22 protein-coding genes are annotated in these 24,786 nt (G+C 68.2%); 16 read left to right on the plus strand and 6 right to left on the minus strand.

The genetic code is table 11. The annotated features are described in order from the left end of the window. Nucleotides 1-17: 17 nt before the first annotated feature. The 3 genes from ArtHe_RS01000 to ArtHe_RS01010 all read right to left on the minus strand — a co-directional run bounded on the left by ArtHe_RS01000 (nt 18) and on the right by ArtHe_RS01010 (nt 2,366). Complete coding sequence (locus ArtHe_RS01000) at nt 18-359, minus strand: DUF202 domain-containing protein (RefSeq protein WP_248318347.1); 342 nt, start codon at nt 357-359, stop codon at nt 18-20. Next, the gene (locus tag ArtHe_RS01005) at nt 360-761 is read right to left on the minus strand and encodes a DUF202 domain-containing protein (RefSeq protein ID WP_066302373.1); all 402 of its coding nucleotides are present in this window, start codon (nt 759-761) and stop codon (nt 360-362) included. A gap of 183 nt (nt 762-944) precedes the next feature. Further along, nucleotides 945-2,366 carry an NtaA/DmoA family FMN-dependent monooxygenase gene (locus tag ArtHe_RS01010; RefSeq protein ID WP_248318348.1) on the minus strand — a complete coding sequence of 474 codons (1,422 nt, stop codon included), beginning with the start codon at nt 2,364-2,366 and terminating at the stop codon, nt 945-947. Nucleotides 2,367-2,646: 280 nt separating this feature from the next. On the opposite strand from ArtHe_RS01010, the gene ArtHe_RS01015 reads away from it, so the two are divergent. The 7 genes from ArtHe_RS01015 to ArtHe_RS01045 all read left to right on the plus strand — a co-directional run bounded on the left by ArtHe_RS01015 (nt 2,647) and on the right by ArtHe_RS01045 (nt 11,926). Next, nucleotides 2,647-4,284, plus strand: coding sequence for an ABC transporter substrate-binding protein (locus ArtHe_RS01015; protein WP_248318349.1), 1,638 nt, complete (start codon nt 2,647-2,649; stop codon nt 4,282-4,284). Beyond that, the gene (locus ArtHe_RS01020; RefSeq protein ID WP_248318350.1) at nt 4,281-5,402 is read left to right on the plus strand and encodes an ABC transporter permease; all 1,122 of its coding nucleotides are present in this window, start codon (nt 4,281-4,283) and stop codon (nt 5,400-5,402) included. The genes ArtHe_RS01015 and ArtHe_RS01020 overlap by 4 nt, the downstream gene beginning before the upstream one ends. Then, nucleotides 5,399-6,259, plus strand: coding sequence for an ABC transporter permease (locus ArtHe_RS01025; protein ID WP_248318351.1), 861 nt, complete (start codon nt 5,399-5,401; stop codon nt 6,257-6,259). The genes ArtHe_RS01020 and ArtHe_RS01025 overlap by 4 nt, the downstream gene beginning before the upstream one ends. Then, the gene (locus ArtHe_RS01030; RefSeq protein WP_248318352.1) at nt 6,256-8,076 is read left to right on the plus strand and encodes an ABC transporter ATP-binding protein; all 1,821 of its coding nucleotides are present in this window, start codon (nt 6,256-6,258) and stop codon (nt 8,074-8,076) included. Before ArtHe_RS01025 ends, ArtHe_RS01030 begins: the two co-directional genes overlap by 4 nt. Then, nucleotides 8,073-9,299 (plus strand): acyl-CoA dehydrogenase family protein, encoded by a 1,227-nt coding sequence (locus ArtHe_RS01035; protein ID WP_248318353.1) that lies wholly within the window; start codon nt 8,073-8,075, stop codon nt 9,297-9,299. The genes ArtHe_RS01030 and ArtHe_RS01035 overlap by 4 nt, the downstream gene beginning before the upstream one ends. Before the next feature lie 263 nt (nt 9,300-9,562). Further along, nucleotides 9,563-10,060 (plus strand): thiol peroxidase, encoded by a 498-nt coding sequence (gene tpx / locus ArtHe_RS01040; protein WP_248318354.1) that lies wholly within the window; start codon nt 9,563-9,565, stop codon nt 10,058-10,060. Between the two features lie 159 nt (nt 10,061-10,219). After that, nucleotides 10,220-11,926 (plus strand): hypothetical protein, encoded by a 1,707-nt coding sequence (locus ArtHe_RS01045; RefSeq protein WP_248318355.1) that lies wholly within the window; start codon nt 10,220-10,222, stop codon nt 11,924-11,926. A 210-nt stretch (nt 11,927-12,136) separates the two neighbouring features. Here ArtHe_RS01045 and ArtHe_RS01050 read toward each other — a convergent pair whose 3' ends face one another. After that, nucleotides 12,137-12,757 (minus strand): rhodanese-like domain-containing protein, encoded by a 621-nt coding sequence (locus ArtHe_RS01050; RefSeq protein WP_248318356.1) that lies wholly within the window; start codon nt 12,755-12,757, stop codon nt 12,137-12,139. A 128-nt stretch (nt 12,758-12,885) separates the two neighbouring features. Here ArtHe_RS01050 and ArtHe_RS01055 point away from each other — a divergent pair, with 128 nt between their 5' ends. The 9 genes from ArtHe_RS01055 to ArtHe_RS01095 all read left to right on the plus strand — a co-directional run bounded on the left by ArtHe_RS01055 (nt 12,886) and on the right by ArtHe_RS01095 (nt 22,895). Further along, the gene (locus ArtHe_RS01055) at nt 12,886-13,539 is read left to right on the plus strand and encodes a hypothetical protein (RefSeq protein ID WP_248318357.1); all 654 of its coding nucleotides are present in this window, start codon (nt 12,886-12,888) and stop codon (nt 13,537-13,539) included. Nucleotides 13,540-14,711: 1,172 nt separating this feature from the next. Next, the gene (locus tag ArtHe_RS01060) at nt 14,712-15,491 is read left to right on the plus strand and encodes a tyrosine-protein phosphatase (RefSeq protein WP_248318358.1); all 780 of its coding nucleotides are present in this window, start codon (nt 14,712-14,714) and stop codon (nt 15,489-15,491) included. Next, nucleotides 15,488-16,534, plus strand: a complete 1,047-nt coding sequence (locus ArtHe_RS01065; RefSeq protein ID WP_248318359.1) for a metallophosphoesterase — start codon at nt 15,488-15,490, stop codon at nt 16,532-16,534. Before ArtHe_RS01060 ends, ArtHe_RS01065 begins: the two co-directional genes overlap by 4 nt. Further along, a complete protein-coding gene (locus tag ArtHe_RS01070; RefSeq protein WP_248318360.1) occupies nt 16,518-17,588 on the plus strand; it encodes an ABC transporter substrate-binding protein in 1,071 nt (356 codons plus the stop codon). The genes ArtHe_RS01065 and ArtHe_RS01070 overlap by 17 nt, the downstream gene beginning before the upstream one ends. Continuing rightward, nucleotides 17,572-19,308, plus strand: a complete 1,737-nt coding sequence (locus ArtHe_RS01075; RefSeq protein ID WP_248318361.1) for an iron ABC transporter permease — start codon at nt 17,572-17,574, stop codon at nt 19,306-19,308. The genes ArtHe_RS01070 and ArtHe_RS01075 overlap by 17 nt, the downstream gene beginning before the upstream one ends. Then, a complete protein-coding gene (locus ArtHe_RS01080; RefSeq protein ID WP_248318362.1) occupies nt 19,309-20,481 on the plus strand; it encodes an ABC transporter ATP-binding protein in 1,173 nt (390 codons plus the stop codon). It begins immediately after the preceding gene. An 11-nt stretch (nt 20,482-20,492) separates the two neighbouring features. Next, nucleotides 20,493-21,050, plus strand: coding sequence for a histidine phosphatase family protein (locus ArtHe_RS01085; RefSeq protein ID WP_248318363.1), 558 nt, complete (start codon nt 20,493-20,495; stop codon nt 21,048-21,050). Between the two features lie 250 nt (nt 21,051-21,300). Next, a complete protein-coding gene (locus ArtHe_RS01090; RefSeq protein ID WP_248318364.1) occupies nt 21,301-21,537 on the plus strand; it encodes a hypothetical protein in 237 nt (78 codons plus the stop codon). A 683-nt stretch (nt 21,538-22,220) separates the two neighbouring features. Next, nucleotides 22,221-22,895: a GntR family transcriptional regulator gene (locus tag ArtHe_RS01095; RefSeq protein ID WP_248318365.1), complete on the plus strand. Its 675-nt coding sequence runs from the start codon at nt 22,221-22,223 to the stop codon at nt 22,893-22,895. 25 nt (nt 22,896-22,920) lie between these two features. On the opposite strand, the gene ArtHe_RS01100 is transcribed toward ArtHe_RS01095, so the two are convergent. Further along, a complete protein-coding gene (locus ArtHe_RS01100) occupies nt 22,921-23,421 on the minus strand; it encodes a GNAT family N-acetyltransferase (RefSeq protein WP_248318366.1) in 501 nt (166 codons plus the stop codon). A 34-nt stretch (nt 23,422-23,455) separates the two neighbouring features. After that, nucleotides 23,456-24,781 carry a M20 family metallopeptidase gene (locus ArtHe_RS01105; RefSeq protein ID WP_248318367.1) on the minus strand — a complete coding sequence of 442 codons (1,326 nt, stop codon included), beginning with the start codon at nt 24,779-24,781 and terminating at the stop codon, nt 23,456-23,458. Between the last annotated feature and the right edge of the window lie 5 nt (nt 24,782-24,786).

The raw sequence follows: 24,786 nt of genomic DNA on the forward strand, positions 1-24,786 counted from the left end.
AGCGGGGGAGCAGGGGCCTAGCCGGAAACCGGCAGCCAGAGAACGGCAATAATCCCCACGGCGCCCAGGATAACGACGGCGAGGGACAGGGCCAGCGCCGCCTCGGTATTCGGCTGGCCGGCTTCACCTGAAATGCCGGTGGACGCCTGCCCGTAGCGGCGCTTTTGCGTGAGCTGAATGCCCGCGGCGGTGACCAGGGTGACGGCGACGAGGACTCCGGCAAACCAACCGTGCTGCGGCATCCAGCGCAGGAAGATGGCCCCGGCAACCACCAGGGCCAGGGCCGTGCGGCCCCAGGCCAGCGCCGTCCGCTCAGGCTGCAGGCCCGGATCCTGGTGCACGGACTGCGGTGCAGCCATCTAGGCCGGCCGCAGGACGACGAACACCACCAGGACAGCAGCGGTGATCCCGCCGCCAATGGCGAGGAGCGGGGCGAGCAGCGGCAGCGGCAGCGGGGTCTTATTCCGCATCGCCCGTTCCACGCCCAGCCAGCGGAAGAACGCCCCGCCGCCGATGGCCATGGCAAGGAGCAGCAGCAGCAGGGCCACGGCTTTCCGGATCTCGGGAACGAACAGATCCGCGGTGAAGGCCTCCACCGCAATCCCTCCGGCCAGGAGGGCCAGCGAGGTGCGGATCCAGGCCAGGAAGGTGCGCTCATTGGCCAGCGTGAACCGGGGATCGGGTTCCTCTCCACCCCGGAGCAACCGCGCAGAAAGTCGACCGCGCCCAGCGGGTGAACTTAGCGTTTTGGGGGACGGCACGTCAGCCTTCCTTCGAACTTTCGGGAAACACTCTCCTTTGGATGGTAACGCCGAGCGGTTCCAGGGACCGTACCGCGGTGTCCCCGTGACGCGAGTGAACCCCGGCCCGCGGGAAAACGAAATCTTAACCACGCGGGTGCCCGGGATCGCCGGGCACCCCGCGGTTTCTGGAGGACCCCGGGGTTACCGGGACGCGAGGAGGCCGGACTGGGCTCCAGCCTCAGCAGCGGCTTCGGCCCAGCTCTTCGGGCCGTTGGTGAAGGCGCCGCGGTAGGCAGCGGCCGGATGCCGGTCGTTGAGCAGCGGTGCGCCGAAGAGCTTCTGCCGCAGCGGGCCTTCCGCATATTCGGACTGCGCCAGTCCGCGTTCGCGCAGCACCGGCAGGACCTTGTCCGCGAACTCCTCGAAGGAACCGGGAATCACCCAGTTCATCACGTTGATCCCGTCGACACCGGCTGCCTGCCAGATGCCCAGGGCGTCCGCGATCTGTTCCGGGGTGCCAACAATCCGGCTGGCGCGGGTCTGTCGGCTGGCAATATCGCCAACCACCGGAACCCGGTCGGTGATCGACTTGGTGATCCACTCCACGAAACCCTTGCTGGTGTTGGAGTCCACCTCGGACAGCGGGGTATCGGCCGGGTAGACGCGGCCGCTCTTGTCCACGATCGCCGCGTGTGCCGCGTAGCCGTCCACGCTGGCATAGCGGTCGTACTCCTCGGCCTTTTCGATGGCTTCGGCTTCGGTGTCCCCGATGACGAAGGACAGACCCTGGAAGAACTTGATATCGCTGCCGCGCCGCCCGAATTCCTCAGCCAGCCGGCGGGTGTCCGCGATCTGCGCCGCCACGGTATCCGGCGTCGGGGCGCCCAGAAACACGGCTTCGGCGTTGCGGGCGGCAAACGCCCGGCCGGACGCGGAGGAACCGGCCTGGAACAGCAGTGGGGTCCGCTGCGGGGACGGTGAGGGCAGGTGCGGGCCCTCCACCCGGTAGCGCGGGCCCTGGTGATAGATCTTGTGGACCTTGCCTGTATCGGAGAACCGCCCGCCCACCTTGTCCTTGAGCAGCGCGCCGTCGTCCCAGGAACCTTCCCAGAGCTTGTACGCAACGTCGACGTATTCCTGCGCCCACCGGTACCGCTCCGTGTGGTCCACCAGCTGCGGCAGGCCGAAGTTCCGTGACCCGTTGTCCCCGATCCCGGTCACGACGTTCCAGGCGATCCGGCCCTGCGAAATATGGTCCAGTGTGGAGACCTGGCGGGCGAAGTTGAACGGGTGGTTCTGCATCACGTTGGACGTGAGTGCCAGTCCCAGATGCCGGGTCTTCACGGCCAGCGCTCCGAGCAGGACCGTGGGGTCGTTGCTGGGAATCTGCAGGCCCTCGCGCAGGTACACATCGAAGTCCGCGTCGGCGTCGCCGTAGAGGCCGTGGACGTCGGCGAAGAACATGGCGTCGAACTTCGCGGCTTCCAGCGTCTGCGCCAGATTGATCCACGTGTCGACGTCGTTGAACTCGTCCTGGCGGGCATCCGGCCGGCGCCACTGCCCATGGTGGATGTGGGAGGCGGTGTTCATTACGAAGGCGTTAAAGTGCAGCGGCGTGCTCATGCGAAATCCTTTGTCTGCGGCCGGAATCGGCGGGTCTGCTGCCGGCTGGGTCCCGCGCCGGTACGGCACGGCTGGCGTCCCCCGATGCTGGCAGGGACGCCGCCAAATCCGGGAGCTGCATGACGCGGTGCACCGGCGGAAGGCGCTTTGGGTCGAAACATTGCGTCCTTTCCGCAACGCAGTGAAGCGCTGGGTCACATCCTTGGCGGCCCGCGGGGGACTGGGCTGAACTGTCCCCAGTTCGTCCCGCCGGAGCACCGGCCTATCCAAGGAGTAACCCATGGCTTCCACTTCCCACCGCGCCTGGCTGGCCGCCGGGTCCGCCACCGCTGCCGCCCTGCTCCTGGCAGGCTGCGGCTCCGCGGGCGCCGCCGAATCCGGCACCGGTGAGCGGGTCGACGGCGGCACCATCCGCTACGCGCACCTGCAGGAAACGCCGTGCATCTACGGCGGCTGGGTGCAGCAGGCCTACCTGTCCCGGCAGGTGCTTGATTCCCTGGTCTCGCAGACCGAAGACGGCAGCATCGTGCCCTGGCTCGCCGAGGAATGGAGCGTCAGCGAGGACAAGCTGATCTGGACGTTCCAGCTCAAGGACGGAGTTCAGTTCACCGACGGCACCCCCGTGGACGCAGCCGCCGTCGCCGCCAACTTCGATTACTGGGTGGCCGGCGGCAACGGCACCGTGGCCGCGTACATCGGCAACTACTATGAATCGGCGTCGGCCGTTGATGCCGGGACGCTCGAGGTGCGGCTCTCCGCCCCCTACGCGCCGCTGCTCTCCGCGCTGAGCCAGGGCTACTTCGGAATCCAGTCCGCCACCGCCCTGGCCGAACGCAGTGAGCAGGAAAACTGCGAAGCCCCCATCGGCTCCGGGCCGTTCACCGTGGGGGAGTGGAAACGCGGTGAGTCCGTAACCTTCCACAAAAACCCCGGCTACGACTCTGCCCCGGCAAATGCGCAGCATCAGGGCCCGGCGTACGTTGACAGCATCGTGTGGTCCTTCATCCAGGACAACACCTCGCGCTTCGGCTCCCTGGCCGGCGGCGAAACCGACGCGATCGGCGAGGTGCCCACCGTGGATTTCGAAACCGCCAAGGCCGCCTTCGGGGTGCAGCAGTACATCACTCCGGGCCGTCCCGTGACGCTGTCGCTGAACACCGTGCAGGGGCCGTTTACTGACAAGGCCGTCCGCCAGGCGTTCGCTTACAGTGCCGACCGGCGCGCCGTCGTCGACTCCGCCTTCCTGGGCGTGGTGCCCTTCGAAGGCAACGGCACGGTCAGCCAGAGCACCCCCGGCTACAACGCCGACGTGGTGGATGACTACCCCTTCGACCAGGACAAGGCCAATGCCCTGCTCGACGGCGCGGGCTGGCAGGAACGGAACGCCGAGGGTGTGCGGGTCAAGGACGGGCAGGAACTGCAGGTCGACATTGTGTTCGGCCTGAACTCGATCGTTACCCCGGAGGGCGCTACGGCCCTGCAGAACCTGCAGGAACAGGTCAAACCGGTGGGCTTCAAAGTCAACCTGGTGCCGGCCACGCAGGCAGAACTCTTCGGCGGCACCTACTCGGGGCCGGAAAGCTACGACGCGCAGCTGGGCTACTGGACCAGCCCGACGGCGGGGATCCTGCACATCAACTTCCGGCAGAACCTGCCCGACAGCCCGAACTACTCCAACACCACGTTCTACAACAGTCCGGAAATCGAGGACCTGATCCTGCAGGCCAACTCCGCGGACACCACGGAGGAAGCCAACGCGCTCTACGCGCAGTCCCAGCAGCGGCTCAGCGACGAGGCCGTGGCGGTGGGCCTCTACACGCAGACCGCCTCGATTGCCACGGCGCCGAACCTGCAGGGCGTCTGGCTGGAGGCCTCGCAGGGTGAACCGGTCTTCTCCGACGCGTACTTCACCAAATGAGCATCCTCGGCACGGGCACGGGCACGGGCACGGGCACGGGCACAGGCACCGCCGCGCCTGGGGCCCCAGCAGCCCCGGCAGCTCCGGCAGCTCCGGCAGCCTCGCCGGCGGCAGCGGCCGCAGCGGACCGGCGTACGCTGGCTCGGCTCCCGCTCATGCCGCGGCGGCCGCGCTCCCTGGCCGGCCCCGGCAGGGCCCTGCGCCGGCTGCTTGGGGCCGTGGGGGTGCTTTGGGCCGCGGCGTCCTTCACCTTCCTGATCCAGGCACTGCTGCCGGGTGACCGGGCCACGCTGCTGCTGAACCAGCTCACCGGTCAGATCCAGGAACGCACGGCCGACGAACTGGCACCGATCAACGCGAAATACGGGTTCGATGACCCGCTGATCCTCCAGTACCTGGACTTCCTCAAGGGACTGCTCACCGGGGACCTGGGCGTCTCTTATCAGCTGCACAAGCCGGTCACCGAGGTGATCCTGGACCAGGTGGGGCCCACCATCGTGCTGACTTTCGCGTCGCTGCTGGTCGCGTGGGTGCTGGCGCTGGTGATGATCGTCGGAACGGCCCGGCGCAGCCGGTTCCTGTCCTCGGTGGCTTCCGGACTGGAAGCAGTGGCCGCGGGCCTGCCGCAGTACTGGCTCGGGGTCATCCTGCTGGTGGTCCTGGCCCTGAACCTGGGGCTCTTCCCGGTGGTCGGCGGCACCGGGCTGATCGGCCTGGTTCTCCCTGCCCTCACGCTCGGTATTCCGCTGGCCGGCTTCCTGGGGCAGGTCACCCGGACTGAGTTCGAGAAATCGCTGGACCAGCCGTTTGTGCTCTCGGCCCGGATGCGCGGCATGGGGGATACCGGGGTCCGGCTGCGCCACGCGCTGCGCCACTCGGTGCTGCCCGGGGTCACGCTCTCCGGCTGGGCGCTGGGCGCCCTGTTCTCCGGTGCAGTGATCGCGGAGAACATCTTCACCCGTCCGGGCCTGGGCAAAGTCCTGGTTACCGCGGTGAACTCCCGGGACCTGCCGGTGGTCTGCGGGATCGTCATCCTGATCGCCGGCATCTATGTGCTGGCCAACCTGCTGGTGGACATCGCCTACACCCTGATCGATCCGAGGTTGAAGAACTCATGACAATAACAACCCTTCCCCGCCGGCAGGGCCGGCAGGGCCGGCAGATAAGCCTGAAGATTCCGCCCGGCCCTGCGCTCGCCGCCGCCGTCCTGCTCTTCTTCATCGTGGCCGCCATCCTCCCGCAGCTGCTGGCTCCCGCCGATCCGTTTGCGATCGATCTGAACGCCGTGCTGCAGCCGCCAAGCTGGCAGCACCCGTTCGGCACGGACCAGTCCGGCCGCGACCTCTACACCCGGGTGGTGCACGGCACGCGGGAATCCCTGCTGATCGGGCTGGGCGCCACCGCCCTGGCGATGGCTGTCGCCGTTGTGCTGGGCGTGAGTTCGGGACTGGGCGGCCGGGTCCTGGACGGGCTGATCAGCCGCGGCCTGGAAGTGCTGTTCGCGTTCCCCGTGCTGCTGCTGGCCATGCTGTTCGTGACTGTTTACGGTCCCAGCGTCACCACCCAGGTGATCGCCGTGGGGCTGGGCACCGCTCCGGGATATGCCCGGATGATCAGGGGCCAGGTCCTGGCCGTCCGGACCTCGGGGTATGTGGAGGCCGCGCACGCCCTGGGCCACTCCCGCTGGGAAGTGCTGCGCCGCCACGTGTTCCCGAACGCGATGCGGCCGCTGGTCGCGGTGGTGACCCTCGGCGTCGGGCAGTCCATTGTCTGGGCATCCGGGCTGGCGTTCCTGGGGCTGGGGGTGGCGCCGCCGTCGCCGGAGTGGGGTGCCCTGCTGGACGCCGGCCGGATGTTCATCACCCGCGCCTGGTGGCTGGAGGTGATGCCCGGCCTGGCCATCGTTGCCGTGGCACTGGCCGCCACCTCGCTCGGAAACCACCTGCAGAAAAAACTCGAAGGAGCATCCGCATGAGCACCCTAGTTGCCGAGCAGTCCGCTGCCGCCGTGACCGTGGAGCCGCCCGCCCCGCTGCTGGACGTCCGCGGACTCAACGTGTCCTTTTCCACCGGTTCCCGCCGGTCGGAGCGGGTGCACCACGTGGTCAAGGACGTGTCCCTGACGCTGCAGCCCGGGCAGTGCCTGGCGATCGTGGGTGAATCAGGGTCCGGAAAATCCGTGACCGCCCGGACCCTCGCCGGGCTGCCCGGCGGCGCCGCGCGGGTCGAGGCGGAGCGGCTCACGGTGGCCGGGCACGACGCCGGTACGCTGTCCGAGCGTGCCTGGCGGCAGATCCGGGGTAGGGACCTGGGCTTCATCCTGCAGGATGCCCTGGTGTCCCTGGACCCGCTGCGGCCGGTGGGCCGGGAGATTGAGGAGGCGCTGCGGCTGCACGGCTGGGGCAACCGGCGGACCCGGGCGGCGAAGGCCGTGGAGCTCCTGGCAAGCGTGGGCGTTCCGCAGCCGGAACTCCGCGCCCGGCAGCGCCCGGACGAGCTCTCCGGCGGGCTGCGCCAGCGGGCGCTGATTGCTTCGGCGATCGCGCTGGACCCCCGGCTGGTTATTGCCGATGAGCCCACCACGGCGCTGGACGTCACGGTGCAGGCCCAGGTCCTGGCGCTGTTGGGCGAAATGAAGGACCGCGGGACCGGGATTATCCTGATCAGCCATGACCTCTCCGTCGTGGCGACGCTGGCGGACCACGTTGCCGTGATGCAGGGTGGGGCGATCGTGGAACAGGGACCCGTGGCGCAGGTGCTCTACGAGCCGCGGCACGCGTACACCAGGGCCCTGCTCGCGGCGATCCCCTCCGAACACACCAGGGGAACGCCGCTGGCACCGGCGGCACGCGAACGGACGACGGCGGCAGCGGGCCGGCGGGTGCGGCCGGGCCGGGGAGCGGGGACAGAGGCGCCCGGTGAGGCGGCTGCGCCCGGGCCCGTGCTCTCCGCCCGGAACCTGCGCAAGGCCTACCGGGGACCGGACGGGGTGCTGCGCGCCGTCGTCGACGATGTCTCCTTTGAGCTGGCCCGCGGGGAAACCCTCGGGATTGTGGGGGAATCGGGGTCCGGCAAGTCGACGACCGCCCGCATGGCACTGGCGCTGCTGGAACCCGACGCCGGTGAGGTGCTGCTGAACGGCGAGGCCTGGACCGGGCTGGGCACGGCGGCCCGGCGGCCGCGCCGCCGGTTGGTTACAGCGGTGTACCAGGACCCGCTGAGCTCCTTCGATCCGCGCTGGAACGCCGAGCGGATCCTGCTCGATGCCCTCTCACCGGTTGACTTCCCGTCGCCTGCGGACCGCCTGGCACGGGCCGCCGAACTGGCGGCCCAGGCCGGGCTCCAGCGCGAGCACCTGGCCAAGCATCCGCTGCAGCTCTCCGGCGGGCAGCGCCAGCGCCTGGCCATCGCGCGGGCACTGGCCCCGGAGCCCGACGTCGTCGTCCTGGATGAAGCCGTGTCCGCGCTGGACGTTTCGGTTCAGGCGCAGGTGCTGGATCTGCTCACCGACCTGCAGGCAGAACTGGGGCTGAGCTACCTGTTCATCTCGCACGATCTGGGGGTGATCCACCACATGAGCGATCACGTGCTGGTGATGAAGGACGGGCGGGCGGTGGAGAGCGGGCCCGCCGAGGAGATCTTCGCTAACCCGCGGGAGGCGTATACCCAGGAGCTGCTCGCCTCGCTGCCGTCGCTGGGACTGGGCCGGGGCGCCGAAACTGCGGTTGGAGCAGCGGGTGCCGGAACTGCCGCTGGAACGGCTGCTGTTGCCGCTAAGGACGGTGTGCTGTGAATGCTGTGAATGCGGTGACTTCCGGCGTGAGCGGTACAGCGACCGAGGCCGTGACCGACGCCTGGCTGCTGGCCGCGTTCGGGCCGGTCTTTGACCGGATCCGGGACGGTGCGCTGGACCGTGAAGCCGGGCGGCAGCTGCCGCATGAGGAGCTCGGCTGGCTGCGCGACGCCGGTTTCGGGAAGCTGCGGCTGCCGGTGGAAGACGGCGGATACGGCGCCAGCGTGGAGCAGCTGGTGCTGCTGCTGATCCGGCTGGGGGCGGCGGACTCCAACCTGGTGCAGGCTCTGCGCGGACATATCGGGTTCACGGAGTCCGTCCTGGCCCGGCCGGACGACGCGTACCGGAAGTTCTGGCTGGCGGAGCTCGCCACGGGAGCCCTGGTGGGCAACGCCGAAAGCGAGCAGACCGGCAGCTTCGCTGAACAAGCCACCCGCGTGCGCCGGACCGCTGCCGGAGAGCTGGTCCTCGACGGCACCAAGTTCTACACCACCGGGTCCATGTTCGCCGACTGGATCCTGGTCAGCACCGGCCTGGAACTGGGCGGGCTCGGCACGGTGCTGGTCCGGGCCGACGCCCCGGGTGTGGAGATCCGGGACGACTGGGACGGGTTTGGCCAGCGGCTGACAGGCTCCGGCACCACCGTTTTCAAGGAGGTGCCGGTCGATGACCGGTTCCTGCTGGAACGCACCAGCGAACCAACGGTGCTGCACGCCGTTTATCAGCTGGTGCACCTTGCCGCGCTCGCCGGGATCGGTGCAGCCGCTCTGGAGGAAATCACCGGTTTTGTCCGCGGCCGGAAACGGAACCTGTTTAATCCATCCGTTCCGGCGGCGCAGGACCCGGTTGCGCTGCAGGTAGTGGGCGAAACTTTCGGAACGGCGCGCACGGTGGAAGCAACAGTGCTGGCTGCGGCGCGGTCGGTGGATGCGGCTTATGCCGCCGGAGCGGACAACGCCGCGGAGATTGCCGCCGCCGATGCCCACGTGTTCGGCGTACAGTCGAGCGTGATCAGCCTGGTGCTGGGTCTGGTGTCCCGGATTTTCGAGGTCGGCGGTGCCTCGGCGACGTCAACCAGCCGGCAGCTGGACCGTCTCTGGCGCAACGCCCGGACCATCTCCTCGCACAACCCGGCGCTCTACCGGCAGCAGTTCGTGGGCGGTTATGTTCTTCACGGGACCCCGCCGGGGCAGGCCCTGCTGCAGCTGCTGACGGAGGGCTGAACGGCTCCCCAGCCTCAGCCAGGGAGTCGTTCCAAGGCCCGGCCATCGAACCTACTGGTCCCGGCCATGTGGACCTGACGGCCCTCCACGGAGGGAGGACCTAGTTGGGATTCTCTGCAGCAAACCTCAACCTCCTTCCAGTAGAGCACCACCACACGCGGAGGGAACCCCGCACCCCGAATTTCTTTGGCTCGGAGCCTCCAGCCAGCATCACCGCAGGTCAGCGTCCCAACAAAGGGAGAAAGACGTGATAGACACGAACCATGGCAACCACAGCATTTAAAGAGAACCCTGTCCGTACCTCCGGTGAGCTTCCCGCCGTCGGCACCTCCGCTCCGGCCTTCGAACTGGTCGGCACCGACCTCGCCGCCGTGACCCTGTCCGGGTTCGCCGGCCGCCGCGTGGTCCTGAACATCTTCCCGAGCGTGGACACCGGTGTGTGCGCGCAGAGCGTCCGCCGCTTCAACGAAGTGGCCGCCGGGCTGGAGAACACCGCCGTGGTGTGTGTTTCCAAGGATCTTCCCTTCGCGCTCGGCCGCTTCTGCGGTGCAGAGGGCATCGAGAACGTGGTGGCGGCGTCCGCCTTCCGCAGCAGCTTCGGCGAAGACTTTGGACTCACCCAGGCTGACGGTCCGCTGGCCGGCCTGCTGGCCCGCGCCGTCGTCGTCCTGGATGCCGAGGGCACCGTGCTGTACACGCAGCTGATTCCGGAGATCACCACCGAACCGGATTACGACGACGTCGTCGCGGCTCTCGCATAGTCTTCAGTACGCGTTTGAGGCCCGTTCCGCCGTAGCGGGACGGGCCTCGTTCTTTTGGGAAAAGCCGCAGGTCAGGGGCCTAGAATGGACCCGGGGCCACCGGCAGGACGGCCGTGCCCCGCACTTTTTGCACGCAGGTCTCAATGCTTGGGGGAACAGATGAATAAGGAACAGGGCCAACCTGGGCTCGGCGGCGACCAGGGACCGAACGAGGCAGAGCAGCCTGAAGCGGTCCGGGAAGCTGGGGGAGCAACACCGGGCGGGCCGGTGCCGGCTGAGCCAGCCGCAGGAGAATCGGCCGGCCGGGCAGCCGGGTTTGAGGACGCCGGTACCGGGCCGAGGGCGGACGACAGCTCGCGGCTCGCACCGCCCAGCGGATTCGCTTCGCCGGGCGGGTCCTTTGCGGCTCCCAGCGCTGGTCCGGCAGGCTCTGACGGCGCTCCGGACCGCAAACCGGGCAACACTCCGGGCAACCACGCCGATGCCCGCGCCCAGAATCCGGGTGGATCCGGCGGTCCGTACGTTGTTGCCGGGTACCCGGCGTCTGCCCGCCCTTTGACCTCTTACGACCGGCCCAGCGGAAATCCCTACGCCGGGATTCCGGCAGCCGGCAACACCCCGCCCGGTGGTTCCGCACCACTGCCGCACTACCCGCCGGCGGGCGCTCCCGCCGGGTCAGCTGGCCAGCCGGGAGCCGGAGGTGCCGGAGCCGGACTTTCTGCGGGTGAAGTTCCCGGGGGCGTCGGCCCGGGTGCTGCTGATCCAGGCCCGGCTGATCCAAGCTCCGCCGATCCGGCTGCCGGCGCGCCGGAATACGTCAGACCGACCTATGGCATGCCGGAGCAGCCCCCGCAGCAGTACACAATGCCGGGCCAGGCCCCCCAGCAATATTCCTCGCCGGGCCAGGCCCCGCAGCAGTACGCGATGCCGGGCCAGGGGACGCCGGGAGGTTACGGTTCCGGACCCGGATACCCGGGCTACCCCGGATCCCAGGGCCCGGGCTACCCCGGATACCAGGGCTACCCGGGAGCCCAGCCGGCCCGGACACCGGGGAAGGCGTTGGGTATCGCTGCGCTGAGCGTCGCCGGCGCAGGGCTGATCATTTCCTGGCTGCCGTTCTTCAACGTGTTTACCTTCGTGCTTGGCGTAGTGGCCCTGGGCCTGGGTATCCCGGCGCTGATCAAGGGTTTCCGTGCCCGCAATGTGGCCCGGGTGCTCTCCATCGTTGCCCTGGCCGTCGCTGTGCTGTCGATGATCATTGCCGGCAGCGTCACTGCCCTCATCGTGGATTCGTTCCGGCAGTCGAGTATGGGCCAGTATGACGCCGAGTCGGATCCGCAGCCTGCCCGGCCGCTGCCGAACGCTTCCGGATCGCCGGATGCGCTCGCATCCCCGGACGAGTACACCTTCGAAATCAGCGACTCGTTCATGGCAAAGGTACTCTCCGCGCCGGCGGTTTCGGCGGGCGACGAGGTCCAGGTGGGCGACTACACCGTCACCCTGGAATCAGTGGACGGCAATGCGTCCGCCGAGGTGCAGGAGCGGGACCCTTCCGCGGGTGCACCGGACCACAACTACGTGATGTTTGAGTTCAACACGGTCTACAACGGCGACGGTGAAGGACGGCTGTGGCTGGACCTCGCCCCCGAGTTCATCGGTGCGGACAACCGCTCCTACAGCGTGCTGGACTGCTCCATGGATCTCGGAGTGAACGCCTTCGACCAGCCGAACCTCAAAAAGGGAGACACCCGCACCTACGAGTTCTGCATGGACCTCCCCGACGAGGCGATCGGCGAGGACAGCAGGATCAGCCTGCGGATGATCCTCGCCGACAACAACGAACCGGTGTACTGGCGCCTGCCATAACCCCGAGACTCCGATGAATCTGCAGCAACCGTAGAACCGCAAAACCTGCGAAATCCGCCAACACAGTGACGACGCCGGCACCCGACTGGGTGCCGGCGTCGTCCGTTTTTGGGTGCCCGGAGTCCGTCCTGACGGGTCTTCGGCCCCGACCTCAGGCTGGCTGCGCCTCAGTAGCGGGGAAGGCTCTGCCGGCCGGGACGCGCATTAGGCTTACCGGTCGAGCTGGGCCTGGATTTCTTCCCATGAGAGCTCCGCCGCGCCGCGGTTCCAGGGCAGGTAGGAAAGTGCCTTGCCCATGGCGCAGGTGTTGGACAGCGAGGAGAAAACCAGACCGCCGCTGATTCCTCCGGCCAGGACCCGGAACTTCGGGGAAGCGGTGCGTCCGGCCAGCAGACCGATGCCCACCAGGCTGCCGGCTACGAACCGGACCTGGCGTTCCATATCCCAGACCTGCTTTCCGCGCACCACGGTGCCGCCGGCCTTTTCGAAGTCTGCGACGCTGCCGGAGAGCACCGAGCCACCCTGCAGGCCAGCCGCGGCAAGGCGGCCGTGAGCCTGTTTGGCCCGCACGCCGGACTGGCACAGGATCACGGTGTCCTCACCCAGCCGTGCGGCCAGCTCGGCCGTGTGCGCGGACAGCAGCGGCAGCGGAATGTTGTGCGAGCCGGGGATGTGCGCGGATTCGAATTCGGCGGGATTCCGGACGTCGATCAGCATCAGGGCAGGGTTCGCCTGGACCAGGGATGCGAGTGTCCGCGGGTCGATCGATGTTGGGCCGGTGGGGGTGGCGGTGGTGTCTGTAGGGGTGGCAGCGGCAGTGGTGGTGCTCATGCGGGTTCCTTCGGTAGTGGTGGCCGGAGCGAAGTCACCACCGTAGGACCCGAATCTGGGAGATGTCCCGGGATATTACGCAGTGTGGCCTTGGATGGCCCACGAAAGCGTCAAGTAAGCTCGCCGCCATGGGGAATCACACAGACTCGGACGACTACCGGCTCTACGCGCGGCCACAGGATGGTCAGGCTCAGGACTCGGCGCAAATTGTCGACGACGGCGGTCCAGCCCCGTCTGCGGGACGGGCCGGCGGGGCCAGGACCGGCGGGGGCAGAGGGGACAGCGCCGCCGGTGCTGACGGGGATGGCGGGGACGGGGACAGGACCGCCGCGAACATTGCGGCCGCCCGCCGGTCATCCGGTGGGAGCGGCAGCGGGAACGGTACTTCCGGCCGGCAGGCTGACTCTGCGCGGGCTGACGGGTTCGTCTGGGCTGAAGACACGGGGGATCCGACCGGCGCCGACGGTGTGCAGCGTCCGGAGGCTCCCGGTGGTTTCGCTGCATCCGATGGATTCCGCCGGTTCAACCCCTACCTCTGCGCGGCGTGGGCGCTGGTAGCCATAATGCTGGCAGCTGGCCTGTCCTGGCTGACGGGAGCCCTCGAGCCGCCCACATATGTCTCGGTTGACCCGTCCACGGGTCAGGGGATGGAGGGCAGACCGGGCGTCATCGCTTCCAACCTGTACAGCATGGGTCCCTTTGTGCTGTTGTTCGGTCTCTTGGGTGCGCTGACGCTGCTCACCGTGCAGGCTGCGGCGTTCCGGCGGAGGTACGGGCGCTAGCCGGGCTCAGTGCCCTGTTCGACTTAAGGCACGACGCGTCTGATATCCCCGTATTCCTCCGGATTGGGGCTTCCCTGCGTTTGGTAACCCGTTTTGCTCCGGTTTGGGATATCCCTCCGTTTGGTAACTCGTTTTGCTCCGGATTGGGGCTTGCTTCCCGTTTGGTGGCCCCGTTTTGCTCCGGTTTGGGATTTCCCTCCGTTTGGTGGCCCCGTTTTGCTCCGGATTGGGGCTTCCCTCCCATTTGGTAGCCCCATTTGCCTCCGGTTTGGGATATCCCTGCCGGTTTGGGATTTCCCTCCCCTGCGCAGAGGCAGGGAAATCCCAAACCGGTCGATTTCACCCCGAACGGAGGGTTTTGACCCCGTCCTTCACTGCCCCGCCCTGGCTGCACAGCCCCCGGTACGGCTGGGGCCTGTGTTAACCCAGCCGTGTTTGTCACCTCAAAGGACCCGGGCTGTGAGTGGAGAGGGATGCGCGCGGTTTCCCTGTGCCTGTTGAAGGGGTTGCCTGGTGTGACCTCAGGGGTAACTCCTGTAACGAAGAGTGGGAAACTGCGGCGCGTCTGAGGTTCTGGGCGACCTGAGTGCCCGGCTTCTGGGCTGGTTGGAGTCTGGGTGGCCCGGGTTCGGGGGCTGTAGGTGCTGCTGCCAACCGGGGTGGCCCAAGCAGCCGGCAGCACGGGGAGGCCCGGGCCCTCGGCAGTATGGGGTGGGTGGCCTAATCGGCCGGCAGCACGGGGAGCGGTCATCTGGCCCACTCTCTCGCCAGCTCGGGGCGGACTTGCCCCAGCCCTCGGCAGATCGGGGCGGCCTGGTCCAAGCAGCCGGCAGCGCAGGGTGGCTGGCCCGAACCGTCGGTTGGCCCACCTCCTCGCCAGCACGGGGAGCGGTCATCTGGCCAACCCCATCGGCAGCACGCTGTCGGCTGGCCCGAACCGTAGGCAGCACGGGCCGGTCCGCCCAGGCCCGAGACAGCCCGGGACGCCTGGCCGTCTCGGGCCGCAAAATACCGCTGGCCGCCGCGTTCGGGCCTCCAGGGCGGGGGAGGGGCGCCCGGGAGGCCAAAGTGTTCGTGCACGGTTGGCCTGGCCGCCCGTGCCTGTTCACCACTGATTAACCTTCGCTGGATGAACTCGGAGAGCCCCCAACCGAGCACGACCCAGAGGTTCCATGAATACCGAGCTCTCCTCTAATCCGCAGGCTCCTGCAGACGTTCCGCCCGCAGTCGGCGGATTGTTCAATTTCCGTGACGCAGCAGCAGGAACCGGAACTCCGGGACTGCGCCGGGGACTGCTCTTCCGGTCCGGAGCCCTGAACGATCTTGACGCCGCCGGTCTCGCTGAACTGACGGCAGCACGGATCGCCACGGTGGTGGACCTGCGCGAGCCGGTGGAGGTTGCCTCGGCTCCGGATAATGTCCCGGCGGGTACACGGGTGCTGAACGTTCCGCTCTACCGCGGAAGCATCCCAGTCTCCGAACCGATCGAGGCCGTCTACCAACATCTGCTGCAGGACTGTGCCCGGGCTCTGACCAGCGCCGTTGGCGACGTGATCCGGAACCTTGACGGCGGAGTTCTGGTTCACTGTGCTGCAGGGAAAGACCGCACCGGGCTGGTCATTGCACTGGTGCTGGAAGCCGCCGGGGCCTCCCGCAGTGCCATTGTGGAGGACTACTCGCGCACCGAAGCCGCCCTTCCGCAGTCTTTCCGTCAGGCTGTGCTGGCCCGGCTTGGCGGCCGGATCGTCGAATCCGCCGAAATGGCCACCGCTGTCCGCCTGCACCTGGCCAGCCCGCCCGAGGTTATGGACGGCGCACTGCAGATCCTGGCGGGGGAGTCTTTCGAAGGTGAGACCGGTGCCGCTGCCTACCTGCTGCGGCATGGTCTGGACCGGGGAGTGCTGGACCGGGCCCGCGTGCTGCTGCACGGCACCGGAATCCCCGCGGCATGAACGGGCCCGGGTACACCCTGATCCATCTCACGGACACTCATCTGCATCAGCCGGGTGAGCTGCTGTTTGGTGCCCTGGACACGTGGGAACGCACCGCCGAGGCCCTGCGCAGTGCGGCCCGCTACCGGCCCGACGCCGTCGTCATTACCGGTGATATCGCCGATTCCGGCGGCGATATCTACGCTGCCGCCTCTGGACTTTTCGCCCGGGCCGGACGGGAGCTGGACTGCCCGGTCATCGTGCTGCCCGGCAACCATGACCTTCCCGGCACCCGGGCGTGGGCGGCCGAAGCGTTCACGGGTTCGCGCACCGACACTGGCCCCGGCCCGGGTAACGACGTCCATTTCGTCGGGGGACTGCGCCTCATCACGTTGGATTCGGACGACTCAGGCCAGCCCGCAGGCCGGCTAACGGGAGAGCAGCTCCACTGGCTGGACACCGTGCTGGCTGAGCCTGCCCCCGACGGCACCGTGCTGGCCCTGCATCATCCGCCCGTTGATTCGCTGCTGCCCCAGCTGGCCGGCCGCGGCCTGGCCCGGCCTGCAGAACTTGCCGGCGTGCTGGCCGGCACGGACGTGCGCGCCATCCTGTGCGGTCACTATCACCATGCGGTGTCCGGCCGGTTGGGCGCGGTGCCGGTTTGGGCCGGCCCGGCGGTGTCCTACAGCCAGGATCTTTTCGCGCCGCCGGAGACGGTGCAGGGCCTGGACAGCAGCTGGCTCTCCGTCATCCGGCTGGGCGAAAAGAACAGCTTCAGCGCCGTGCCGGTGCCGCTGCGGCCCGCCGGAACCCGGTGGGCTACGGGGACCTTGCGGCCCACCGGCGCCGTGGTGTTCACCAAGACCGCTGTGCCCCTCAAGGCCGCAGCGAACCCCAGTACTGCACCGAACCCCAAGACCGCCACGCCACCCGGGGCCGTTCCCGCCACGGGCACCCGTTCCACCCGTCCCATCCCGGTGCCCGCACGGACCCCGGGCCACCCTCACCCGCAGCAGCCGTTGCTGCCGGTTTCCCAAGGAGAACCCATTGCTGCACCGCTCTAAGTACCCCGCCCTCGCCGCCGTCTCAGTTGCATCACTGGCGTCGCTTGCCCTCCTGACCGCCTGCAGCGGCAGTGCCGACGGCGCCGAAAACTCCCCGGCAGCCGCATCTTCCAGCGCTCCGGCCGGCGCCACCGGCACCCTCACGGTGTACACCTCGGAGCCGCAGGCCAAGATCGATGAACTGGTCGCCGCCTATAACGAGGTCAATCCGGAGGTCAGCGTTGAGGTCTTCCGCGCCGGCACCGGCGAGCTGAAGACCCGGATCGCGACCGAGAAGGAGACCGGCGGCATCCAGGCCGACGTGATCCTCGCCGCCGACGTCCCCACGTTCGAGGCGTACGCCGCTGAGGGCGACCTGCAGGTTCTGGACATCGACAACGCCGGTGAACTGAGCCCTGACCTTATTGACGAACTTGTCGATGCCGAGGGCTACTACGTGGGCACCCGCATCATTCCCACCGTCATCGCGTACAACACCACGCTGGTGGACAACGCCCCCGAATCCTGGGCCGAACTGACCAACGAGGAATACAAGGGCATGATCGCCATGCCGAACCCGGACGTCTCCGGTGCCGCTGCCTTCAACACCACCGTCTGGCTCGAGACCCCGGCCCTGGGCGAGAACTGGCTGAAGAACCTGATCAGCAACGAACCGACCGTGCTGGAAAGCAACGGCCCGGTGGGCCAGGCCGTGGCCGCCGGCACCTCGGGCATCGGGATCGTGGTGGACTACGTGGCCCGCGAACTGGCCGCGAAGGGCTCGCCCATCAGCCTGAACTACCCGACCGACGGCGTTCCCTACGTCTCCCAGCCGGCCGGCGTCTTCACCGACTCGAAGAACCCGGACGCCGCCAACGAGTTCGTGGAATTCCTGGTCTCGAAGGAAGGCCAGGAACTGGCGGTGGCGCAGTCCTACCTCCCGGTCCGCGACGACGCCGGTGTCCCCGAGGGCGCTCCCTCCCTCGCCGACCTTGAGCTGCTGAACCCGGACCTCGCGGTGATTGCCGAGAAGCAGGCAAGCGCCGTCGCGAAGTTCAATGACCTTCTCAAGTAATTCCGTTTCCTTGGCGGCGGGGCAGCTCAGCCCGGCCGCCCTGGGAACTGCAGGCCGGGTCCGGGGCAACGGGCCCCGGGGCGACGGACTGCACTGGCTCCGGCTGGCGGTCTGGGCCGTGCTGGCCCTGCTGGTGCTCCTGCCGCTCGGCGTCATTGTGTTCCGCGGGGCCCAGCCGTCCAACGCCGATGTGCTCACGGACCCCGATGTCCTGGCTGCAGCGTGGAACTCCGTTTCCTCCGCCGCCGGATCAGCGGCGCTGGCCACCGCGTTCGGTGCGCTGCTCGCCGTCGTCCTGGACCGGACCGATCTGCCGGGCCGGACCGTGCTGCGCTGGATCTTCCTGCTGCCGTTCCTCATTCCGCCGTTCATTGGGGCGATGTCCTGGATGGCGCTGCTCTCTCCGTCCGGCACCGTGAACCAGGCCCTGATGGCGCTGACCGGATCCGCGCGTCCGGTGCTGGATATCTACGGCGGCGGCGGTGTGGTGTTCCTGCTCGCCGTGCACTCCTATCCGCTGGCCTACCTGGTCATCAGTGCAGCGCTGCGCAGGGTCCCGGGCAGCCTGGAGGAAGCGGCCCGGATCAGCGGTGCCGGCGGGCTGCGCACGTTCTGCCAGGTGACCCTGCCGCTGGTACGCCCGGCCGTGGTGGCAGCATTTGTGCTTACGCTCGTCGCCAACCTCTCCGACTTCGGCATTCCCGCGCTGATCGGCCTGCCCGAGCGGTACACCACACTCACCACCCTGGTGTACCGCTACCTCGCCTCCGGCACCGTCACCAATCCGCTGCCCGCCGTGGCCGCGATCGGCGTGGTGCTGCTGATCCTGGGCCTGGCCGCCGTGCTGCTGCAGCGCCGGCTGCCCGGGGGCAGCGAACTGGGCGGCGCCGGAGCAGCTGCGCTGCCGCTGCAGCTGGGCTCCGCCCGCTGGGCGGTGACGGCCCTGCTCTGGTGCACCGCCGCCGTCGTCTGCGTCCTGCCGCTGCTGGCGCTGACCGAGCAGGCACTGCTGCCCGCTCCCGGCGTGCCGCTGACCTGGGAGAACCTGACCCTGGCAAACATCGCCCGGGCCGTAACCAGCGGCGGAGCGCTCACCGGCATCGCCAACTCGGTGCTGCTTGCCCTCGGCGCAGCGGTGGCCTGCGGCGTGCTGGGACTCGGTGTTGGTGCGCTCCTGACCCGGACCAAACACCGCTCCAACGCCGCACTGGACGTCACCGCCATGCTGCCGCAGGCACTGCCGGGCCTGGTCCTGGCCGTCGCCTGGCTGCTGATTGCCCCGGCGCTGGGCATCTTCAACACACCCTGGGTGATCCTCGGCGCCTACGTCATGGCGTTCCTGGCCCTGGTGGTCCAATCCGTGCGGGCACCGCTGGAATCCGTGCCGGTGTCCCTGGACGAGGCCGCACGGATCTCCGGTGCCGGCCCGCTGCGGGCACTGGGCGACGTCGCGCTGCGGCTGAGCGTACCCGCGGCGGTGAGCGGCGCCGTCGTCGTCGCCTTGACCGCCGTGCGCGAACTGACCATTTCCATCCTCCTGGTGGCGCCCGGCTCCCAGACGCTGGGTGTGGTCATCTTCAACCTCCAGCAGGCCGGGGACTATAACTCGGCTTCCGCCCTGGCGCTGCTGGTCACGATCGTCGGCGTCGCGGGGCTCTCCGCGACCGCCGCCCTGGGTGCCCGCCGCACAGCGCGCACCCGCTTCCGGAAGGGAAAGTAAATGTCTTCGATCAGTCTTCAGGGCCTGCGCCACGTCTACGCCAACGGCCATGTTGGCCTCTCGGACGTGGACCTGGACGTGCACGACGGCGAGTTCCTGGCCTTGCTGGGTCCGTCGGGTTCCGGCAAAACCACGCTGCTGCGCAGCATTGCCGGGTTTGTTCAGCCGGAGGGCGGCACCCTGTGCCTCGGCGGCCAGCCGGTGGCGGGGCCGGGTGCCTGGGTGCCGCCGGAGAAGCGGAACCTGGGCATGGTCTTCCAAGACCATGCGATCTGGCCGCACTGGTCCGTGGCCCGGAACGTGGGGTATCCGCTGCGCCTGGCGGGTGTGCCGCGCAAAGCTGCGGAGGCCCGGGTTCGCAGTGTGCTGGGGCTGGTCGGGTTGGAAGGGCTGGGGGAGCGGGCACCGGCTGCCCTTTCCGGCGGGCAGCGCCAGCGCGTGGCCCTGGCGAGGGCGATCGTCGGCGCTCCGCAGGCCCTGCTCCTGGACGAAGCGCTGTCCTCCCTGGATGAACCGCTGCGGGCCAGGTTGCGTCTGGACCTGAAGGCGCTGACGAGTGAGCAGGGACTGACGTCGGTCCACGTCACGCACGACCGCGCGGAGGCCCTGGCCCTGGCGGACCGGGTGGCGGTGCTGTGGGCTGGGCGGATTGAGCAGGTCGGTACTCCGGAGGAGCTGGTGCGGACACCGGCGTCGGCGTTTGTGGCGTCCTTTGTCAGCGATGCCGTGCTGCTGGACGGGACCTGGGCGGAGGGCCGGCTTGAAGTTGCGGAGGGCATCAGCATTCCCGGCGAACGGCTCGAAGCCGGACCGTGTGTGGGCACGGGCGGTCTGGGACACAGTGCGCTGGCGGTTACCGCCGCGGTGTCCCCGCTGGACCTGGTGCTGCACCCGATGCCCCCTACCCTCGTCGGCGGTTCCGGCTGGGATACCGGCCGGGCACGGACCGGTGTGGTGACCTCCGCGCTCTACGGGCCGCACGGGTTCGATGTGTCCGTGGACTGGCAGGGCAGGACGCTGCGGGCGCATGTCACCGGATGGGTGCCCAAACCGGGGGACCGGGTGCTGCCGGAGGTGCTCCGGGCCCATGTTTTCGCGGCGGATGCGTCGGGTTCCGCGGGTTCCGCGGCGGGGGAGGCTGCGGCTGGCCGCCGGACGCTGGTGACGGCGTGAGAGACGACGCCGTGAGTGATGCCGTAACGCCGCCGGAACGGCTGGTCCTGGTGCGGCACGGCGAAACGGACTGGAACCAGGAGCGCCGGCTGCAGGGCCGAACCGATAACCCGTTGAACGGTGTGGGCCGCGCCCAGGCATGCAAGGCCGGACGGCTGTTGGCCGCTGAGCCGTGGCACGTGGTGGTTTCTTCGCCGCTGCTGCGTGCCGTGCAGACGGCTCACCTCATTGCCGACGCGGCCGGACTGCAGCCGGCCGGCACCATCCCGGAGCTGATCGAGCGGGACTACGGACCGGCCGAAGGGCTGCACCTGAACGGGCTGACCGAACCACAGCTCACATCTGCACTTGGTATCGGCGAACCGGAGCAAGCGGTGGCAGATCGCGGTCTCGCCGCTCTGCGCGGGCTGGCCGCACAGTATCCCGGCCAGCGGATCATCGCCGTGGCGCACGGCACCCTGATCAGGCTCACCCTCTCGGAACTTACCGGCCAGCGGTATCCCCGTGTGCTGAACGGCGAGGTGATGGAGGTTCCGCTGGCTGCACTGCTCGACTCTTCTCCGGTGTGAGGATCCATCCCGCCGCCGGGGTGCCGGGTCGATCGGGCTGCCGGCACGGTCCTTCCAGGCCGCCGGGCGGCCTGATTTCGGGCTCGCGGGGTGCCGGGTCGAACGGGCTGCCGGCGGCTGGCTGAACGCGGGGTCAAGTAGGCTCACCGCCATGGGGAATTCAACGCCTGGCTCCAACGAGGAGTACCAGCTGCACACACGATCAACAGTCCGGCGATGGTTCAACCCTTATCTCTGTGCTGCATGGGTATTGGTAGCAGTTCTGCTGGTGGCCGGCCTCGTCTGGTTGACCGGCAGCCTCGAGCCGCGGCGTTATGCCTCCTACCTCTATGAAGCGTCCAGTGACCAGGGGAGCGGCCGTCCCAGAGGACCTTTTGCGCTGAACCTGTCCAGCTTGGGCCCCATTCCGCTGCTGCTTGGAGTCATGGGCGCCTTCACGCTGCTCACCGTCCAGGCTGCTGGCTTCCGGCGGGCGCGCGGACACTAGTCGTACGCAGTGCCTTTTCTCCCTGAAGGTGTGGCGAGTCGTGAGCGTCTGAGAGGAGGGCCGGACTGAAACGGGTGGCAGCTGCCGTGTCCTGACTATTTCCGCCGTTGCGGGAATCCCAGCCGTTGGATGGCACCGTTTTCCTCCGGTTTGGGACGTCCCTGCATTCTGTAGCGCCGTTCTCCTCCGGTTTGGGATTTCCCTCCGAATTGGGGGCTTCCCTCCTGTTTAGTAGCCCCGTTTTCCTCCGGTTTGGGATTTCCCTCCGTTTGGTAACCCGTTTTGCTCCGGATTGGGGCTTCCCTCCCGTTTGGTAGCCCCGATTTCCTCCGGTTTGGGATATCACTGCCATTTTGGGATTTCCCTCCCCTGCGCAGTGGCAGGGAAATCCCATAACGGTCGATTTCACCCAGAACGGAGGGTTTTGACCGCATCCGCCGCTGTCCCGGCCTGGCTGCCCAGCCCCCGAACTGGCAGGGGCCTTGTGTTGTTCTGACGGCTGCAATCCCGGCCCCGGCCACCCCGACCGATGTTCCTTTAGCCCTCACCACGGCATTTAGCGCCATATTTCACTCAACTCCGCCAGCGTCGCTGTAGGATTGTAGACAAGTTCTCCGCACCCAGCGGACACCAACAACGGCCCGGACTCAGCGCCCGGTGCCCCGAGCGGAATGTGGTTCCCGATGGCGATATTTGATCCCCTGGAGCGCGAGTCAACGCCGTCGATCATCGCCGGGAAACTGCGCACCGCCATCGGCCGGGGCCAGATCGCCCCGGGTAGCCAGCTGGTCGAAACGGAACTGGCCAAGGAGCTGGGTGTGAGCCGCGGCCCGTTGCGGGAGGCCATGCAGCGCCTTACCCAGGAGGGCCTGCTGATCAGCATCCGGAACCGCGGGCTGTTCGTCATCACCATGACCGACGCGGAGGTGCGGGACATGTACGTGGCGCGCACCGCCGTCGAGCGGGCTGCCTCCGAACTCATCCTTCAGCGTGGCGGCAAAGACGTTGCGGCCCGGCTGCTGCAGACAGTGCAGTCCATGAAGCAGGCTGCGGACAGGGGCGACCTGGACGCGATGTCCGAAGCCGACATGGAGTACCACTCCACACTGGTCGCTGCCGCGGCAAGTCCCCGCCTCACACGCATGCACAACACCCTGCTCACCGAGACCCGGATGTGCCTCACCGCGCTGGAACGCCGGTATCCGGATCCGCACGCCCGGGTGGGGGAGCACCAGGCCATTGCCGAAGCACTGGCGGCGGGGGATCCGGACCTCGTCGGCCGGCTCCTGATCACCCACATGGACGACGCCCTGGACCGGCTCACCAGCGGCGGAACTCCGGAAGCCGCGACGGCATAGACACTGGTTGGTCCGGCCCCGGCCGTCAGCCGGAGACGTCGATCCAGAAGCGGATTTCTCCCTCCTGGTTGATGCCGTCGGCGATGCCCCCGCTGCGCTCAACCACAAGGATCGAGGCGGCATTACCGGGCTCGACAGTGAGCAGCACCCGATCGATTCCCTGGGCTTTGGCCTTGGCCAGCCCTTGCCGCAGCATTGCAGTGGCATGCCCCTGCCGCTGCCAGGGGTAGACGACGTGGTAACCGATATGCCCGCCGCCTTCGTCCTCCGTCAGCTGATGGCGCAGGACCAGTGAGCCGAGGTAGAAAGCTCCGGAGGTAAACCAGAACACCTCGGAGGGGACACCCCACCGGTCTTTGATCCCGACGCGGTCGGCAACAAAACCGTCGAAGTCCTGACTGGCTGCTGACAGCCAGGAGGTGTCCGAGCGGCGGTGGATCATGTCGGCTTGCTCGCCCACCAGGTATGACGTCCGCACATCGACCGACGGTACCGACAGCCCTGGTGCGTCTTCGAGATGAATCATGGACTTCAAGCTAGCAGCCGAATCCGGGCCGGGTTCAGCCTGCAGTGCTCAGCCAGCCGGGTTCGGCGGGATGTGTCGGGGCCACGTGCCGCAGACACATCAGCGCATAAGCCCGCGACGCCGCGAGCAGCTCGGCGATACTGACCGACTCGTTGACCTGGTGTGCCTGATCGTTGAGCCCGCCCGGGCCCATCACGATCACCGGGATACCGAACTCCCGGTTGATGAACCCGCCATCGCAGGCCGCAGTCCAGCCACTCACGGCACTGGCCACGCCGACGTCGGCCAGCGCGGTCACGGCGTTCGCTACCAGAGGGTCCGACGCCGGTGTCCGGAACCCGGGCATGTCCATGGTCACGGCGGCCTCCACCGAGATCCCGTCGGCATCGATGCCGGCTTCACGGATCCGGGTCAGCAGAGTCTCGAGGATTCGCTGGGGGTCCTCATCTGGCATCAGCCGCCGGTCCAGCGACACCGTGCACTCCGAGGCCACCATGGAAATGCCGGTACCGCCGCGGATAAGCCCGATGTTCCAGGTGCCGGAACCCAGCAGCGGATCGGCATCGGCCTGCAGACGGGCGTGGTCCGCACGGACCAGATCCAGGACCTTCGCCGCAGCGTCGATGGCGTTGCGGCCGTCCGCCGGCCGGCCGGAGTGCGCCGACTTCCCGGTGACTTTCAGCTCGAGGTAACTGTCCCCGCGGCAGGCGATAACCGTCTCCAGATCGGTGGGCTCGGCAACCACGCAGGCGGAATACGGAAAGGCTGGGGTAGCCGAGGTGAGCGGGGAATCCGGGGAAGCTGCCATCGCAGCAGCCTTGACCGCGGCGGTGTAGGCACGGATCCCGATGCCCAGATCCTCCTCATCCACCGTGCAGGCCAGGGCGGCGGTGCCCGGCAGCTCGACGCCGGCGACCTTCAGCGCCTGAAACGCGATCAGCACCGCAGCCAGTCCGCCCTTCATATCCGTGGAACCCCGGCCAAAAAGCCGCCCGTCCCGGACAAAGGGCTCGAACGGCGGACGGTCCCAGCCGGAGCCGGCGGGCACGACGTCGGAGTGCCCCAGGAAGAGCAGGCCCGGCTGGGTTCCGCTCTTTTGGGTTCCATCGGGGTGCTTCTGCCCGGGCAGGACGGCGGTGAAATTCGGCCGGCCCGGAGCCACCAGGTCCGTGGAGACCTCCAGACCGGCGCCGCGGCAGAAGTTCGCCAGGACCTCGACGGTGGCTTCCTCGGTCCCGCCGGGATTCTCCCCGCCCGCGGCGACCAGTGCGGAGGTCAGCTCGATGAGGTCCGCCTCGCGGATCAGGCCCAGGACCTTCTCCTCGAGGACCCTGTCCTCCACCTCTTGGCTGGCTGTCATCCGTG

Origin of the sequence: Arthrobacter sp. Helios (assembly GCF_023167125.1) — a bacterium.
Classification (GTDB): domain Bacteria; phylum Actinomycetota; class Actinomycetes; order Actinomycetales; family Micrococcaceae; genus Arthrobacter_B; species Arthrobacter_B luteolus.

Excerpts from the sequence above, each read along its gene's own strand:
- ArtHe_RS01095 (WP_248318365.1), top strand. The coding sequence starts at position 22,221 with ATGGCGATATTTGATCCCCTGGAGCGCGAGTCAACGCCGTCGATCATC.
- ArtHe_RS01020 (WP_248318350.1), top strand. The coding sequence starts at position 4,281 with ATGAGCATCCTCGGCACGGGCACGGGCACGGGCACGGGCACGGGCACA.
- ArtHe_RS01080 (WP_248318362.1), top strand. The coding sequence starts at position 19,309 with ATGTCTTCGATCAGTCTTCAGGGCCTGCGCCACGTCTACGCCAACGGC.
- tpx (WP_248318354.1), top strand. The coding sequence starts at position 9,563 with ATGGCAACCACAGCATTTAAAGAGAACCCTGTCCGTACCTCCGGTGAG.
- ArtHe_RS01100 (WP_248318366.1), bottom strand. The coding sequence starts at position 23,421 with ATGATTCATCTCGAAGACGCACCAGGGCTGTCGGTACCGTCGGTCGAT.
- ArtHe_RS01025 (WP_248318351.1), top strand. The coding sequence starts at position 5,399 with ATGACAATAACAACCCTTCCCCGCCGGCAGGGCCGGCAGGGCCGGCAG.
- ArtHe_RS01030 (WP_248318352.1), top strand. The coding sequence starts at position 6,256 with ATGAGCACCCTAGTTGCCGAGCAGTCCGCTGCCGCCGTGACCGTGGAG.
- ArtHe_RS01055 (WP_248318357.1), top strand. The coding sequence starts at position 12,886 with ATGGGGAATCACACAGACTCGGACGACTACCGGCTCTACGCGCGGCCA.
- ArtHe_RS01105 (WP_248318367.1), bottom strand. The coding sequence starts at position 24,781 with ATGACAGCCAGCCAAGAGGTGGAGGACAGGGTCCTCGAGGAGAAGGTC.
- ArtHe_RS01000 (WP_248318347.1), bottom strand. The coding sequence starts at position 359 with ATGGCTGCACCGCAGTCCGTGCACCAGGATCCGGGCCTGCAGCCTGAG.
- ArtHe_RS01050 (WP_248318356.1), bottom strand. The coding sequence starts at position 12,757 with ATGAGCACCACCACTGCCGCTGCCACCCCTACAGACACCACCGCCACC.
- ArtHe_RS01015 (WP_248318349.1), top strand. The coding sequence starts at position 2,647 with ATGGCTTCCACTTCCCACCGCGCCTGGCTGGCCGCCGGGTCCGCCACC.
- ArtHe_RS01065 (WP_248318359.1), top strand. The coding sequence starts at position 15,488 with ATGAACGGGCCCGGGTACACCCTGATCCATCTCACGGACACTCATCTG.
- ArtHe_RS01010 (WP_248318348.1), bottom strand. The coding sequence starts at position 2,366 with ATGAGCACGCCGCTGCACTTTAACGCCTTCGTAATGAACACCGCCTCC.
- ArtHe_RS01045 (WP_248318355.1), top strand. The coding sequence starts at position 10,220 with ATGAATAAGGAACAGGGCCAACCTGGGCTCGGCGGCGACCAGGGACCG.
- ArtHe_RS01060 (WP_248318358.1), top strand. The coding sequence starts at position 14,712 with ATGAATACCGAGCTCTCCTCTAATCCGCAGGCTCCTGCAGACGTTCCG.
- ArtHe_RS01075 (WP_248318361.1), top strand. The coding sequence starts at position 17,572 with ATGACCTTCTCAAGTAATTCCGTTTCCTTGGCGGCGGGGCAGCTCAGC.